We start from the raw sequence: 15607 nt of genomic DNA, 5'->3' as shown, positions 1-15607 counted from the left end.
TTGGGAGAGATCAAGTTGTTGGTTTGGTTGGCTTTTCTCATATTTGCTTTGACGATTACCTTCGTCATCTGGCAGCCTAAAGGCTTGGGCATCGGCTGGACGGCAACAGGCGGGGCGATTTTGGCTTTGGCGTTTGGGGTTGTCAGCTTTGATGATGTCATCACTGTGACCGGTATTGTCTGGAATGCAACTTTGGCGTTCGTAGCCATTATTCTGATTTCATTGATCCTGGACGAGATCGGTTTTTTTGAATGGTCCGCCTTGCATATTGCACGGCTGGCAAAAGGAAACGGGACGCTGATGTTTGTCTACGTGGTGCTGCTGGGCGCGGTAGTATCCGCCTTTTTTACCAATGACGGTACAGCGTTGATTTTGACACCGATTGTGTTGGCGCAGGTACGGGCCTTGAAGTTTCCTGACCATATGATTTTGCCTTTCATCATGGCGAGCGGGTTTATTGCCGATACGACCTCATTGCCTCTGGTCGTCAGCAATCTGGTCAATATCGTTTCGGCAGATTATTTCGAGATCGGCTTTATGGAATACGCGTCCCGGATGATTGTCCCTAACCTTTTTTCTTTGGGGGCCAGCTTGCTCGTTCTCTACCTCTTTTATCGGAAGAGCATTCCCGCCCATTACGATATCACCACCTTGAAGCAGCCGCGTGAAGCGCTGAAGGATCTACGGCTTTTTCGATTGTCCTGGGTGATTCTGGGGCTGCTGTTCATCGGATTTCTGGCAAGTGAATCCATTGCTGTTCCTGTATCCTTCATTATCGGGATCGCCGCGATCATCTTTGTTCTGGATGCGCGACGCAGCAAAGTAATCGCTACGAAAAAGGTGATCAAGGAAGCTCCTTGGTCCATCGTCGTTTTCTCGATCGGCATGTATGTTGTCGTGTACGGATTACGCAATGTAGGACTTACCGATACCTTGGGGGAGCTGATCCAGACATTTGCCCATCAAGGATTGTGGGCAGCTACAGTCGGTATGGGTTTCTTGGCCGCTGTTCTTTCCTCCATTATGAATAATCTGCCTACTGTAATGATTGGCGCATTGGCTATCCAGGAAACGGAGACGACAGGTGTGATTCGTGAAGCTCTCGTATACGCCAATGTCATCGGCAGCGATCTGGGTCCCAAGATCACCCCGATTGGTTCACTAGCGACCTTGCTCTGGTTGCATGTCCTTTCCCGCAAAGGGGTGCGCATCACTTGGGGCCAGTACTTTAAGACCGGAATCGTGTTGACGGTACCGACGCTGTTTATCACCCTGATGGGTCTGTATCTATGGTTGCAAATCATTTCGTAAAAGGGGTCGACTTCTATGAAAGAAAAATCGCTTGTGTATTTTCTTTGCACGGGGAATTCGTGTCGTAGCCAGATGGCGGAAGGCTGGATGAAGGAATTGGGGAAAGATCGTTTTGAAGTAAAAAGCGCAGGGCTTGAGGCACATGGGCTAAATCCTCGGGCAGTGGAGGTCATGCAAGAAGCGGGGATCGATATCAGCAGCCAGACTTCAGATGTCATTGACCCTGAAATACTGAATAGAGCGGATTACGTCATTACGCTGTGCGGCCATGCCGACGAGCATTGCCCGGTCATTTCCAATCGTGACGTGGTCAAACAGCATTGGGGCTTCGACGACCCGGCCAAGGCGACCGGGTCGGAGGAAGCGATCATGAACAGCTTTCGAGTGGTGCGGGATGCGATTCAAAAAAGAATGAGGCAGTTTTTGGAGGAAGTTAAATAAGGCTTACGGCTGGTTAGGTTCGATCGAAACGAGCTGTGGCGAAGTTCCCTGCCTCGTGAAATTAAAAAGGCGACAATGCTAGATAGCCAGATGTAAACAAACACCTCCTGCGGGAGGTTTTCTTTTTGGCTATACACAAAAAAGCACTACAAGGATTGACAAAGAGTCAACAGGAGCCTAATATAATACCTATAGGGGTATATGTAATTTACAATACGTGCGACGACCTCGCTCAAATCACCACATTCAGAGAATTGCCTGTATAGATCAGTTCAGTCCGCCTCCAGAATGGAGATCACGGCATGAAGGCAAAATAATACGGGGAGGTATGCCATATGACCAAACAAACAGCAATACCAGCCAATCACATATTGGACTGCAAAGGTTTGGCTTGCCCGATGCCGATCGTGAAAACGAAAAAAAGGATCGAGACCATGCTGCCCGGTGAAGTACTGGAGGTCCAGGCTACGGACAAAGGCTCACTGGCTGACATGCAGGGCTGGGCCAAAAATACCGGACATGCTTATCTGGGTACGATTCATGATGGGGACGTACTCAAGCATTACCTGCGAAAGGCTAGCCCGCAGGAAACAAAGACAGAGACCAAGTTTCCGCATACCATCACCAGCGAAGAGCTGGAACAGAAGCTGTCTGCCAACCAAGCAGGTACTGTGCTGGATGTCCGGGAACCAGCAGAATATGCTTTTAACCGCATACCAGGAGCCAAGTCGATTCCTTTTGGAGAGCTGGAGAAAAGGTGGAACGAATTAAAGCCGGAGGACGAGATTCACGTCGTATGCCGATCTGGCAATCGGAGTGATTTGGCTTGCCAGGTCTTGGCGGACAAAGGCTTTACACGTGTGAAAAATGTACTGCCCGGAATGAACGGGTGGAAGGGTCCCGTGGAATCAAATGAATAAAGAAGTTAAAAAACATGTACACAAGGGAGAGATTTGATCATGTCAACAAAAGTAGCGATTATTGCAAGCAACGGCGGAATGTTCGATGCCTACAAAGTGTTTAATATTGCCACTGCTTCTGCAGCAACGGATGCAGAAGTTGCGATCTTCTTTACCTTTGAAGGACTAAACTTGATTCACAAGCAAGCCAATCAACAGCTTTCCATGCCAGCAGGGAAAGAACATATGGCAGAGGGTTTTGCAAAAGCCAATGTTCCGTCGATTCCTGAGCTTGTAGGCATGGCTCAAGAGATGGGTGTCAAAATGATCGCCTGCCAGATGACCATGGACGTCATGAATTTGCAAAAAGAAGCGTTCATAGACGGGATTGAAGTAGGCGGAGCTGTAACCTTTCTTGATTTTGCCAAGGACGCCAACATTTCATTGTCGTTTTAAACCAATTTACAGAAGGAGAGTACATTGACAATGACTACTGCAACAACAGCATTGCAAGCGATGACGCCGCATGAATTGGCTAAAATCGTCTTCAATCAGGAGCGTCTCTTTATCCTGGATGTCCGCAATCAGAGCGACTTTGACGATTGGAAAATTGAAGGGCATAACATCGAGATCATCAATATCCCGTATTTTGATCTGATGGACGGAGTCGACCCTGCACTGGAGCGAATCCCTGAGGGGGAAAAGGTGCTGGTCGTCTGTGCAAAAGAGGGTTCGTCTATCTTTGTGGCTGAACAGATAGTCGAAGCGGGAAGAAGCGAAGTGTTTTATCTCCAGGGCGGGATGAAAGCATGGAGTGAGCATCTGGAGCCGGTCAAAGTCGGGGATCTGCGTAACGGTGGAGAGCTGTATCAATTCGTACGGATTGGAAAAGGCTGCCTTTCCTATATGGTGATTTCTCAAGGGGAAGCCGTGGTCATTGATACGCTGCGCATGACAGACGTGTATGAAGCCTTTGCCAAAGAACATAAGGCTACGATCAAGCACACAATCGACACCCATCTGCACGCTGACCATATCTCCGGAGGGAAAAAACTGGCGGATCAGGTAGGTGCGACATACTGGCTACCGGAGAAAGACGCTACTGAGGTGACGTTTTCCTACGAAAAGCTGGAGGATGGCAAGGCCATAAAAGCTGGGAACACGGATATCACGATTCTGCCGATATACTCCCCGGGGCATACGATCGGGAGTACCTCGTTTATCATCGACGATCAGTATTTGCTGACAGGAGACATCCTTTTTGTGGAGTCCATTGGCCGTCCTGACCTGGCTGGCTTGGCAGAGGATTGGGTGGGTGATCTGCGCCATACCTTGTATTCGCGCTACAAAGAGCTATCTCCTGATCTGATCGTTCTGCCTGCACACTTCGGGAAGATTACAGAGCTTGGTAAAGGTGGACAGGTGTCGACTAGACTGGGGGATCTGTATCAGCACAACCCGGGTTTGTTGATTCAGGATGAGACGGAATTCAGAAGAACAGTTACGGAAAAATTGCCGCCACAGCCCAATGCGTATCAAGAAATTCGTCAGACAAATATGGGAAAAATCAAGCCTAATGAGGAAGAACAGCGCGAGATGGAGATTGGACCAAACCGTTGTGCTGTTCACGACAGATAACCAGACTAATTCGATGAAAAGGAGCGAGCCCTGTTACGAGGTGTTCGCTCTTTTTGTCTCGTCGGAATACCCTTTGCGAGGCGAGTAGGTTCTTTTTATCCATAGGTACATTTTTGTACTTGCAAAATAGTGACCGCCTCCCGTATTATACTGGTAGGGGTATAAGTATAAAATGATGAGAGGGGTTATTATTCACATGGAAAACCAAAGAGAAAAAACGACGATTGTCCTGTTTAGCGGGGATTTAGATAAAGCCATTGCAGCATTTATCATTGCCAATGGAGCTGCAGCCTACGACCACGACGTCACGATCTTCTTCACTTTCTGGGGACTGAATACCATGCGCAAGGACGAGGTTGTCCCTGTGAACAAGGGCTTCCTGGAAAAAGCGTTTGGCTGGATGATGCCACGCGGTGCCAACAAGCTGGGCTTGTCCAAAATGAACATGATGGGTATGGGACCTGAGATGATCAAGCACGTCATGAAGAAGCACAATGCGCTGTCCTTGCCGCAATTGATCGAATTGGCGCAAGAGCAGGGAGTCAAGCTGGTAGCATGTACGATGACGATGGACCTCTTGGGGCTGCAAAAGGAAGAACTGATCGATGGCATGGAATACGCTGGGGTTGCAGCCTATCTGGGGGATGCGAACCAGGCTAAAGTGAATCTGTTTATCTAAATCTCCTTTTTCGTTTATAATACGAGTATACGTATGAATGGAACGGAGGGAATCAGTATGGATTACACCTACGGCGATGATGTGAAAAGACGCTTGCGCAGGATTGAAGGACAGATTCGCGGCGTATTGCGGATGATGGAAGAACAGAAGAATTGCAAGGAGGTAGTGGCTCAGCTTTCAGCTGTTCGGAATGCCTCTGACAGAGCGATCGCACAGATTGTTGCGGAAAATTTGCAACGTTGTTTATTAGAAGAAGAGGGAGCAGGCAAAGACCCGGAAAAAATGGTGAAAGAAGCAGTCGAACTACTGGTTAAAAGTCGCTAAAGAGAAAGGGCGAATGCATACGTGGATTTCACAACTATCCTATTGATTGCCGTCTACGCTTTGCTCACCTATTTTCTGGTCACGCGTTTTGTTCCGGTCAAAGGTTTGCAAAACCTGAATGCCGACCAATTCAAAGAACGGGTAAACCAAAAAAGCAAGGTACTGCTCGTCGATGTACGGGAACCGCATGAGTTCAAAGCAGGCCATATCCCTTCCGCAATCAATATACCGTTGTCGCAGCTCAACAGCAGGGTCAAAGAAATTTCCCCTAAAAATGAAGTGTTGCTCTATTGCCGAAGCGGCATGCGCAGCAAACAGGCTGGGAGAATCCTGAAGAAGCATGGCTACAGCAATCTTGCTCATTTGCGTGGAGGCATTATGGCTTGGCGCGGGGCTATAAAAAAGAAATAAGGTGCTGTCCATTCGTATCACAGACCAAAAAGACCAGCGAGCGAACGCTGGTCTTTTAGCTTGTATTAGTGGCCCACCAAAGACCCGATAATCGGGTAGTGGAATGGGCGGCCTTGCAACGAGAAGATGACTCCTTTGATTGGATAGTAGATTCCGATCAAGCCGAAAACGATCAGGAATGGAATACCGATCAAAATGTAGGAAAGAACTGCGGAAATACTGATTAAAATACCGATACCTACGTGAAAGAGCAGAGCTTGCAGGGCCATGCTTTTTACATGACGGTCTTGCATCAACAGCCATACGAGCAGTGGTACCAAAAACGGGGCAAAAAATGCACTTGCATGGGTGATTGCTTTAACACCATTATGATCCATGAATGATCCTCCTCATCTCAACCGAACCGTTGTATGATTCTATTGTACTGTAAGTTCGAGATCAACAGATACCGTCAAAAGCGCGATTTTTGACTCCAACTTGAGACGGACTGTCTGTTTCTGTTAATATTTACAAGTCGCTTTGTCGTATGGGTTGCAAGTATATTGGGCAAAGGCGGTTAAGCTTTGTACCATTCGGAAGATGGATATCCCTTGAGAAGGATAGGAGGAACAAAAAGAAATGAGTGTTGAAATGCTGAGTGAATCCGTGAGTCAGTTTGGATATCCAGCTCTATTTTTCACGCTATGGCTCGGTATTGTGGGAATGCCCATCCCTGATGAGGTGATTGTCTTATCAGCAGGGGTGTTGACTTCGCTGGGAATACTCAGCTTTGTTCCGGCATTTATCGCCACCTATCTGGGGGTCGTTTCAGGACTATCGCTCGGATACGTTCTGGGTAGAGCACTTGGTGCGCCGGCATTAAATTGGATTAGCAAGAAAAAAGGGATGAGCAGGCACGTAGATCGCGCACAGTCGCTGCTGGAGCGATACGGCAGCTATGCGTTGTGTATCAGTTATTTCCTGCCTGTAGTGAGACATGTGGTTCCCTATCTGGTTGGGATCGGAAAAATGACATTTCGTCGCTATGCGATGTTTTCTTATACGACTGGTTTTGTGTGGACTTTGGTCCTGTTTTTCGTCGGTTATGTTGTGGGAGACAATGCGTCTGACATGGATGCCTTCCTCAAAATGTTTACACAGGATATGGGGATCGGCGTCGCTATACTCGTAGTGGTAGGTGTGGCAGGGATATTCGGATATCGAAGATTCAAAGCATCGAAAGCTCAAAAACAGGTGGTCAGCTCCAATCAGGACCCTGATTGCTAATACAGATTTTTGTAGGGTTGCGCAGAAAATTGATAGACGCTCTCCTCTGCGAATGGTGATAAAATATTTTCCATGAAAGCCAGGGGAGAGCCCTGCATGGAGGAGCGATACAGTGGCAACCAAGAAACAATTGATCTGGGCTGATTTATCTTTGTTTTTCATCGCGTTGGCCTGGGGATACACCTTTGTTTTGAGCAAAGATATTTTGACGGAGATGACGCCCTTTTACTTTCTGGGCACACGCTTTTTGTTAGCGGCCTTTCTTTTGCTGCCATTCGTCTGGAGGCGGTTGAAAAAGGTCAGTCGTGATGTCTGGGTGCAGGGGATCATCTGCGGTATCGTACTCTGTGCAGCGTTTACGTTTCAAATCCTGGGGATTGATCGGACGACACCGGGAAAAGCCGGGGTCATTACGGGGACAAACGTCATCCTTGTACCGTTTCTCTACTTTTTTTGGCGACGCAAGCCCGTAGGAAAAGGGGCGGTCATCGGAAGCTTGCTTGCCTTTGCGGGATTGACTTGTCTGTCAGGGGATGAGGGATGGACAGGCATCTCGTTTGGGGATTTTCTGGTGTTTTTGTGTGCGATCTTCTTTGCCCTTCATATTTTGCTGGTGGATCGCCTATACGAGCAGCGGGAAGATGTCGATTCCCTGAATTTTGTTATGATTCAACTTTTGGTGGTAGGTGTGATCGATCTGGCGATTGCCTTGTTCGTCGAGCCACTTCCACAACCGCTCAGCTCTTATGGATGGTTTGCCTTTCTGTTTGATTGCTTGATTGGGACCCTGCTTGCTTACATCGTACAGATCAAGGCACAGCAATTTTCTCCTCCGGTGCACGTCAGTATCCTGCTGTCGCTTGAGGCGGTATTTGCTTTTCTCTTTTCGTGGCTGCTATGGGGAGAACCCGTTACCCCGATCGTATGGACAGGAGTGGCCCTCATGCTCGCGGGCATTTATATAACAGAGCTGGGAGATCATCAAAAACCCACCTGAGTCGTGAAGCTTTTAGCTCCACTCAGGTGGGTTTTTTGTCTGGTAAGAAGTTGCGGCAGGTTTGATTTTTCTGCGTTGAAGCAGCTTGGGCAGCACGATGCCAAGCAGGATGACAATAACACCGGAAATCTGCAGCCAGGTTACAGTCTCATGCAAAAAAATGGATGATGCGAAGACCGCCATGGGCAATTCAGCTGCACCCAGAATGGCCGCCATTCCTGCTCCGACATGCGGTACGCCAAAATTAAAGCAGGCAGTAGGAATCAGCACCCCAAACAGTGCGAGTAAGAAAACATAAGGGAACAGACCGTCCAAAAGCGTCCCATCAATGAGGAAAACAGGTGGATAGATCAGACAGGTGAGCAACAGCGATCCCGTGGACATGCTGGAGCTTCGCAGCCAGGGATTGACGGACAAGGCTGTTTTGCCACTGAAAATGATGAAAAGCGTATAGGACACAGCAGACAGCAAACCAAACCATACGCCGACCAGATGAAACTGTGCAAGTCCTCCATTCTCCAACAGACCTCCTGCCAGTATCGTCCCCACGATCAGCAAGATCAACGAGGCAAGAGTCAGCTTGTCCGGGAGCTTGCGGGACATGATCGATTCTGCGAGTACACCCATCCAGGTAAATTGAAACAGCAGCAGAATCGCCAGGGAAGCGGGAATGTACTGCAAAGCGTTGTAATACATAATGCCAGTCGTACCGACCACGAGTCCGACTGCCGTCAAGAGCAGCAGCAAGTGCTTGGGTGGCTTGGTACGCAAAAAAAGAGAGCAGGTAGCCAGGTTAGCAGGAAACCGAATACCATCTGGCCGCCGATGACTTCAGCAGCAGAATATCCTTGACTGTATGCGAGCTTGACGATGGTTGACAGGATTCCATAGCTGCAAGCCCCGATAAAGACCAGGAGTATATATTTCATGTTTGTATCTCCTTATGAATAGCTTCAGACAATCCAGTAGCTAGAATAATACGTGTTTAGGAAAAAGTCCATTCTCCTTGAAATAATAGGGAAAAAAAGGTTTATAGATCCCTTTTCCGTGGAAATAAGGAAATGATGCGATCTGACTTCGCAAGTGACACATCGTTCAGCCTAGAGCGCAGACGAAGAAGGAGGAGGCTGGTGTTTTCAAAGTTCAATGCCCGACTATTAGCAATATTGTTTTTAGTGAGTCTGCTCTCCATTCTCATAATCTGCAGTTTTCTTTTGTTTAAAGAAGCTCGCAAGGCTGTCATTACGCAATATAAGACCAGCGTTAGCAGTCAGATGGAGCTAATCGACGAACGATTATCTCAATTTTTTAATGGAATTGCAAAAGAGACAAGATTTTTAATGGATACACCGGAAATGCAGTCGGCTGAAAAAGAACCGACAGATCCTCAGGTGATGAATGAACGATTAAAACCTTTTTACCGCCTGCACGAAGCGATTGGAAATATACATTTGCTCAGAGACGATGGAAAGATTTTTTCCTTGTGGCCAGAAACAGGCTGGGATGGAAATGCCCTGAGCAGAATTCAACTCCAACGAGAAAGCGTAGGCTGGGGGCATGAGACAATTTGGCTGTATGGGAACAACCCAATGAATGAGGAAAAAACGATCTATTTATCCCAACGCGTTGAAAATCATGACGGACATTCCTATGCCGCCTTGCTGGTAGAGATCCATCTGGATAAGCTCTACCAATGGGTGACTTCCCTACAATCATACAAGCCTCATGAGCTGATGGTAGTTACCCCTGATGAGAGGATACTGCTCCATAGCAACCCGACTTTCATGGGAAAAAAAGTTCATGAACTCCCTAATTACGAAGACTTCAGCATCCATTTCGGCGCAAACGCTTCAAGTCAGGAGAGCACGTTTTCTTTTCTAATCAACGAGAGTTGGGTACATGCCTACCATCAGGCTTCACCTAATAGCGGGTATGTATACTACGAATTGTTGCAGGGGGAAGAAATCGATCATCACCTCCTTCGCCTGCGTCTGATGTTCTTCGGAATTGTTATTTTGATCATCCTATCGGTGGCATACACATTCTATCTGTTTTGGAGGAGTGAAGATTCTAATCACGCCAGGTATTCGCCTCCGATTTCTCTGGCAAAGGTTTCGCGAGCAGGTTTGGATCAAATTGTGCGCAGTTTTTACCTAGCCGTAGAAATGAAGGATTCCTATACAGCCGGTCACACGGAGCGCGTAGCCCAATATGCTTTGGCGATCTACGATCAAATGGGGGAGGAGCACAAGCATTTGCTTCCACGCGATGATTTACGGTATGCCGGCTTGCTGCACGATATAGGCAAGGTTGCCATTCCAGATCATATTCTGCTCAAAGAGGGCAAGCTGACAAAGGAAGAATATGAGAGAATCAAGCTTCACCCAACCATCGGCGCGGACATGGTAGAGCAGATCGAAAGTCTTGCCCACGTCAGTCCGGGAGTTCGCTATCACCATGAGCGTTGGGACGGGAGAGGGTATCCCAAACAGCTGAAAGGTGAAGAAATACCGCTGATCGCCCGCATACTGGCTGTGGCCGACACCTTTGATGCTATGATTTCTACCCGTTCTTACAAACAGGCGGTTTCACCCCGGGCAGCCTATGAAGAGATCCTTCGTTGCTCCCATACCCAGTTTGATCCGAATGTCGTCAGCTTTTTCAAGCAAGCGTATGACAAAGGCTCCCTTCAAGTAAAACAAAGGGATGGGGATCATCCATAGATGGTGGTTATTCCCCTGAACAGGGAAGCTTCCCCTGCATTGGATGGGTTTACGCCTTGCTATCAGCCCGTATCTCTGGTATTCTAATTGTGCCGTGCTAGACGGGGAGGTTGCGGTGCCCTGTAACCTGCAATCCGCAATAGCAGGGTTGAATTCCTATCATAGGTCTTCTCATGTGAGGCTGCCTTATGGCGGCGGTGTTGAGGAGCGGGTCCTGTGCAACGTGAACCCATGAATCTGGTCAGGTCCGGAAGGAAGCAGCCATAAGTGGATCATCACGTGTGCCGCAGGGTAGCCTGGTCTGAGCTGCTACCACAAGTAACGCTCGGATGTGGAGTATCGAAGATAGGTGCACGGTACCTTCATATGAATGAGAGTAATGGTGTGTCTTCGTAGAGAGGACAGGCCATTTTTGTATTTCACGGGCAAAAAACGAGCTATTTTGTTGATTTTTGGCGAGAACTAGCGAAACATTTCCCACCTGCACCTGAGTATCAAGGGCAGGTTTTTATTGTATTATCACGAAATTCTCAAAGAGGGCAATTACGATATGCTTTCCTGCACGATAAAGTACGTCATAGGTCAGGGGGGACAAGCTGTGAGTACGTCTTTTTCTTTAAACCTCGTCGGCTCGTCCGATCGATTGCAGCAGTTCATGTATCAACTGCCTACTGCCGTTTTATTGGTCGATCAAGAGGGTAGAATCGTGGAAGCAAACGAACAAATGCTTCGTGTGACTGGATTTTTTCGTGAACAACTGCTGCAACAGTCTGTGCAAAAGATACTTCCTCATCACGGTTCGGTAGAGAAGTTGTACGAGGAACTGCTGTATAAGGAAAGTGAGTCTGAAGCTTTTGTAGAAGTCCAGTGGAAGGACCATTGGGGGAACGAGAAAACAGCTCCAGTATTCATTCTGCATCAGGATGCCGAGGAATCCTTGTACCTGATTCATTTTTTCCAACTGGGAAAAGATACGGGACAAGACTTGACTGGGCGAATTGTCTCAAAATTGACGCATGATACCAGTCTCGGGTTGTTTGTTTTGGATGGAGAAGCACGGATTGTCGAAGCAAGTCAAACAGCATGCAAATTATTGGGAATGGATCGACTGCAGGTCCTGAACAAGCATGTCGACCAACTGTTTGCCGGAGTACCCGAACAGCATCGCTTGATCAAAAAAGAGTGGTTGGACGGCGTAAAGCTACATAACATCGCCACGTCGTGGTCGAATGATAAGCAGCGCTATGAGTTGATTGTCGACGCGAATTCGCTGCAGGACGAGACAGGGAAAACGGTTGGGGCCTTTGTCTTGTTCAAAGACATCACCAACCTGCGTTCCTTTGAGCAAAAAATCGAACGAAATGAACGTCTGGCCATGATCGGTCAAATCGCTGCCGGGACGGCGCATGAGATACGCAATCCACTTACATCCATCAAAGGGTTTTTGCAGATGTTTCTGCAGTCGTTTAGCGAGAGTGGGATGGATCGTGAAAAGACCTACACAGAGATCATGCTGACGGAAATCAACCGGATCAATTCGCTTGTAAGCGAGTTTTTACTCTTGAGCAAGCCACGTGACGTGCAGTATTCCATCGTCGATCTCAACATCGTCTTTGAGGAAATTCTGCCGATCGTGGAGTCACAGGCGCATCTCTATGGCGTCGAGGTCAAGCTCACTTCCCGAGGCAAGCTGCCACTGGTTGTAGGGGATACTGAACTGCTCAAGCAGGTGTTTATCAATATTTGCAAAAACGGAATTGAAGCGATGGGAGAACAGGGTACACTGCAAATTTCCCATCATATCGACCATGATGGGGACAAGATGAGCATCGATATACGGGATACAGGTCCGGGCATCCCCCTCTACATCATCGATAAGATTTTTGACCCGTTTTTCACGACGAAGGAAGAGGGTACAGGACTGGGATTGTCGGTATGCCAAAAAATCATTCACGACCTTGGGGGGCAGATTCGCGTTTCCTCCAAAGGCTTCGGAACCACCTTTCACATCCTGCTGCCGTATTTATAGGACAGTGATAGACATGACACGTCCCCGCTCACAACCCGTGACGGGACTTTTTTTCTGTGTGCAAGAGCGTTTTGTACGAACTATGCCAATGGTGTATACTATATAGGATATGGAAGAGGACTGTGCAGATGGGGAGTGTCACACGAACATGGCTTATACCGCGCTGTATCGCGTATACCGACCGCAGAGATTTGAAGATGTAGTCGGACAAGAACATGTGACGATCACCTTGCGTAATGCGTTGCGCGAAGGTAGGCTTTCCCACGCCTATTTGTTCAATGGTCCCCGTGGTACGGGTAAAACAAGTGCAGCAAAAATCATGTCCAAGGCAGTCAACTGTGAACAGCCTCGGGATGGTGAGCCGTGTAACGAGTGCTCTACGTGCAAAGCCATCTCGGACGGATCGGTGACGGATGTACTGGAGATCGACGCCGCTTCCAACCGTGGTGTGGAGGAAATTCGGGACATTCGCGATAAAGTGAAATTTGCCCCCAGTGACGTCAAGTACAAAGTGTACATTATCGATGAAGTGCATATGCTGACGACGGAGGCGTTCAATGCGCTTTTGAAAACACTGGAGGAACCTCCTTCGCACGTGCTTTTCATCCTTGCCACAACGGAGCCACACAAGCTGCCAGCGACGATCATCTCCCGCTGTCAGCGCTTTGATTTCCACCGAATCCCGTTGCAGGTCATGGTGAATCTTTTAAAGAAGATTTGCGAGTCGCAGGGAGTACGCGTAGAGGACCAGGCGCTTCAGCTGGTGGCAAAGATGGCGGAGGGTGGAGCGCGTGATGCGCTGAGCTTGCTGGATCAGGCAATCAGCTTTAGCCAGGACGAGGTTCGGGCGAGTGACATCATGCAGATTACGGGTACGGTTGCCCAATCGTACTTCTCCGTACTGGCAGGACATATCGTCGAACGAGATGTCGCAAAAGTGATGGAGCAGTTCGATCAGGTCATGGTGCAAGGGAAAGACCCTGAACAGTTCCTGCATGATTTTCTGTACTACTATCGAGATATGCTGCTGCTCAAGGCTGCCCCTCAATTGGAAGAGATCGTGGAGCGCACGATGCTTGATGACCAGTTCGCTCAAGTGGCGCAAAAATATACGCTGCCAGATTTGTACGCCAAGATTGAGGTTTGCAATCAGGCCTTGTCCCAATTGAAATGGTCAACCTATGCCAGGGTATTGGTGGAGTTGACGCTGGTCAAGCTGTGTCAGCCCGTCGAGCAATCCATGTCGATGCCGAACGGCGCAGCTGCTGGAGTCTCCCCTGCCGATGCGGGAGAAATCGCTAGCCTATCGGATCGAATTCGTGTCCTGGAGGAGCGGCTGGTGCAGGTCATACAGGGGCAGGTAAGCATTCAGGCGCCGAGCAAAGCCGAGGAATCGCGCAAAGCGGAGCCAAGGCGGGCAAATGCGGCGACTGGCGGCTCTCGTACACCGTTGAACAAGGTACGTGAGGTAGCCAAGGCAATGGATCAAAACCTGACCAGACAGGTGCAAGGTCAATGGAGTCAGATATTGGTCGACCTGAAAAAGATCAAAATCCAGCATCAGGCATGGCTGGTCAATGGTCAACCGGTCGCTGCCGGAGCCGATGCGGTGGTCGTTACCTTCAAAAGTCCCATACATTGTGATAAGACGATGGAGCCTGAGCTGAAGAGTGTAGTTGAAAGGGTCATGCAGAGCGTATTGGGAAGACCATTGCAGCTTCTTTCCGTCATGGAAGAGGAGTGGCAGTCGGTCGAGCAAACCTCCTCGCAAGCGGATACGCCTGTAGAGGAGGAGCAGGACCCTTTTCTAGCCGAAGCGATCAAGCTCGTCGGTGAAGGACTCATAGAAGTAAAAGATTAGGAAGATATCAAAGGAGGATACCCCAATGAAAAACATGCAACAAATGATGAAACAAGTGAAAAAAATGCAGGAAGAGATGCAAAAAGCGCAAGAAGGCTTGAAAGATAAAACGGTAGAAGGCTCTGCTGGTGGCGGTGCCGTAACGGTGACTGTAGATGGCCACAAAACCGTTAAAGATATCGTGATCAAGCCGGAAGTGGTAGACCCAGAGGATGTTGAAATGCTGCAAGACCTGGTTCTGGCCGCTGTGAATGATGCGATGCGCAAGGCTGATGAGCTGATGGGCAAGGAAATGGGACGCTTTACCGGAGGAATGAACATCCCGGGTCTGTTCTAATTTCAGGCAAGCTGAAGGAGTAAACACACGATGTTCTATCCAGAACCGGTATCCAAGTTGATTGAAGGCTTTATGAAGCTGCCCGGTATTGGGCAAAAAACGGCAGGACGTCTTGCCTTTTACGTCCTCAACATGAAAGAAGACGACGTGTTGGATCTGGCAAAGGCTCTGGTCAACGCCAAACGCCAGCTGCACTATTGCTCGGTCTGCAACAACATCACGGATCTGGACCCGTGCCATCTGTGCCGGGATAAGAGACGGGATGGCTCGACCATCTGTGTGGTTCAAGAACCAAAAGATGTCGTGGCAATGGAGCGGACTCGAGAATTTGAAGGGTATTACCACGTGCTCCACGGAGCTATTTCCCCGATGGACGGCATTGGACCGGAGGATATCAAGATTCCTGATCTCTTGAAGCGACTGAGCGACGAGCAGGTGAAGGAGGTCATCCTGGCGACCAATCCGAATATCGAGGGTGAAGCGACAGCCATGTACATTTCGCGGCTGATCAAGCCCTTTGGCATTCGCGTGACGCGGATTGCACACGGACTGCCAGTAGGTGGAGATCTGGAATATGCGGATGAAGTGACATTGACCAAGGCGCTGGAAGGTCGGCGCGAGCTATAGCGAATGTAGAGAAGACAGGGAGACCCTGTCTTTTTTTTACTATATGAATCAATTTCATAATTGC

At 48.6% G+C, this 15607-nt stretch carries 16 protein-coding genes, 1 other RNA gene and 1 pseudogene; 16 read left to right on the top strand and 2 right to left on the bottom strand.

Features of this window, described 5'->3' with window-relative positions:
* Positions 1-18 precede the first annotated feature (18 nt).
* The 8 genes from EDM52_RS13045 to EDM52_RS13010 all read left to right on the top strand — a co-directional run bounded on the left by EDM52_RS13045 (position 19) and on the right by EDM52_RS13010 (position 5703).
* A complete protein-coding gene (locus EDM52_RS13045; RefSeq protein WP_122909455.1) occupies positions 19-1311 on the top strand; it encodes an arsenic transporter in 1293 nt (430 codons plus the stop codon).
* A 15-nt stretch (positions 1312-1326) separates the two neighbouring features.
* Positions 1327-1752: an arsenate reductase (thioredoxin) gene (arsC, locus tag EDM52_RS13040; RefSeq protein WP_122909422.1), complete on the top strand. Its 426-nt coding sequence runs from the start codon at positions 1327-1329 to the stop codon at positions 1750-1752.
* A gap of 335 nt (positions 1753-2087) precedes the next feature.
* Entirely contained in the window at positions 2088-2672 is a 585-nt protein-coding gene (locus tag EDM52_RS13035; protein ID WP_122909421.1) for a sulfurtransferase TusA family protein, read from the top strand.
* A 39-nt stretch (positions 2673-2711) separates the two neighbouring features.
* Positions 2712-3107: a DsrE/DsrF/DrsH-like family protein gene (locus EDM52_RS13030; protein WP_122909420.1), complete on the top strand. Its 396-nt coding sequence runs from the start codon at positions 2712-2714 to the stop codon at positions 3105-3107.
* A 30-nt stretch (positions 3108-3137) separates the two neighbouring features.
* On the top strand, positions 3138-4289 hold the full coding sequence (locus tag EDM52_RS13025; protein ID WP_122909419.1) for an MBL fold metallo-hydrolase: 1152 nt from the start codon (positions 3138-3140) through the stop codon (positions 4287-4289).
* A 196-nt stretch (positions 4290-4485) separates the two neighbouring features.
* A complete protein-coding gene (locus tag EDM52_RS13020) occupies positions 4486-4968 on the top strand; it encodes a DsrE/DsrF/DrsH-like family protein (RefSeq protein ID WP_122909418.1) in 483 nt (160 codons plus the stop codon).
* Between the two features lie 57 nt (positions 4969-5025).
* Complete coding sequence (locus tag EDM52_RS13015; protein WP_122909417.1) at positions 5026-5292, top strand: metal-sensitive transcriptional regulator; 267 nt, start codon at positions 5026-5028, stop codon at positions 5290-5292.
* A 21-nt stretch (positions 5293-5313) separates the two neighbouring features.
* Entirely contained in the window at positions 5314-5703 is a 390-nt protein-coding gene (locus EDM52_RS13010; protein ID WP_122909416.1) for a rhodanese-like domain-containing protein, read from the top strand.
* Positions 5704-5768: 65 nt separating this feature from the next.
* Here the strand turns inward: EDM52_RS13010 and EDM52_RS13005 are convergent, their stop codons facing one another.
* Positions 5769-6080, bottom strand: coding sequence for a DUF4870 domain-containing protein (locus EDM52_RS13005; RefSeq protein WP_122909415.1), 312 nt, complete (start codon positions 6078-6080; stop codon positions 5769-5771).
* A gap of 241 nt (positions 6081-6321) precedes the next feature.
* Here EDM52_RS13005 and EDM52_RS13000 point away from each other — a divergent pair, with 241 nt between their 5' ends.
* Both EDM52_RS13000 and EDM52_RS12995 read left to right on the top strand, forming a co-directional pair.
* Positions 6322-6969 (top strand): DedA family protein, encoded by a 648-nt coding sequence (locus EDM52_RS13000; RefSeq protein ID WP_122909414.1) that lies wholly within the window; start codon positions 6322-6324, stop codon positions 6967-6969.
* 112 nt (positions 6970-7081) lie between these two features.
* The gene (locus tag EDM52_RS12995) at positions 7082-7966 is read left to right on the top strand and encodes a DMT family transporter (protein WP_122909413.1); all 885 of its coding nucleotides are present in this window, start codon (positions 7082-7084) and stop codon (positions 7964-7966) included.
* A gap of 12 nt (positions 7967-7978) precedes the next feature.
* Here EDM52_RS12995 and EDM52_RS12990 read toward each other — a convergent pair.
* Positions 7979-8895, bottom strand: a pseudogene (locus tag EDM52_RS12990) (EamA family transporter).
* A 285-nt stretch (positions 8896-9180) separates the two neighbouring features.
* Between EDM52_RS12990 and EDM52_RS12985 the strand changes: the two are divergent.
* The 6 genes from EDM52_RS12985 to recR all read left to right on the top strand — a co-directional run bounded on the left by EDM52_RS12985 (position 9181) and on the right by recR (position 15543).
* Complete coding sequence (locus EDM52_RS12985; RefSeq protein WP_245996890.1) at positions 9181-10689, top strand: HD domain-containing phosphohydrolase; 1509 nt, start codon at positions 9181-9183, stop codon at positions 10687-10689.
* A gap of 92 nt (positions 10690-10781) precedes the next feature.
* Positions 10782-11046, top strand: an RNA gene (gene ffs / locus EDM52_RS12980) — signal recognition particle sRNA large type.
* A 241-nt stretch (positions 11047-11287) separates the two neighbouring features.
* Positions 11288-12718 carry a PAS domain-containing sensor histidine kinase gene (locus EDM52_RS12975; RefSeq protein WP_122909412.1) on the top strand — a complete coding sequence of 477 codons (1431 nt, stop codon included), beginning with the start codon at positions 11288-11290 and terminating at the stop codon, positions 12716-12718.
* A 148-nt stretch (positions 12719-12866) separates the two neighbouring features.
* Positions 12867-14579, top strand: coding sequence for a DNA polymerase III subunit gamma/tau (dnaX, locus tag EDM52_RS12970; RefSeq protein ID WP_122909411.1), 1713 nt, complete (start codon positions 12867-12869; stop codon positions 14577-14579).
* Positions 14580-14604: 25 nt separating this feature from the next.
* Complete coding sequence (locus tag EDM52_RS12965) at positions 14605-14916, top strand: YbaB/EbfC family nucleoid-associated protein (RefSeq protein WP_122909410.1); 312 nt, start codon at positions 14605-14607, stop codon at positions 14914-14916.
* 30 nt (positions 14917-14946) lie between these two features.
* Positions 14947-15543, top strand: coding sequence for a recombination mediator RecR (recR, locus tag EDM52_RS12960; RefSeq protein ID WP_122909409.1), 597 nt, complete (start codon positions 14947-14949; stop codon positions 15541-15543).
* Positions 15544-15607: the final 64 nt, after the last annotated feature.

Source organism: Brevibacillus invocatus, from assembly GCF_003710915.1.
Classification (GTDB): domain Bacteria; phylum Bacillota; class Bacilli; order Brevibacillales; family Brevibacillaceae; genus Brevibacillus; species Brevibacillus invocatus.
Note: the sequence above shows the minus strand (reverse complement) of the source record. Positions and strands in the feature narration are given on the sequence as shown.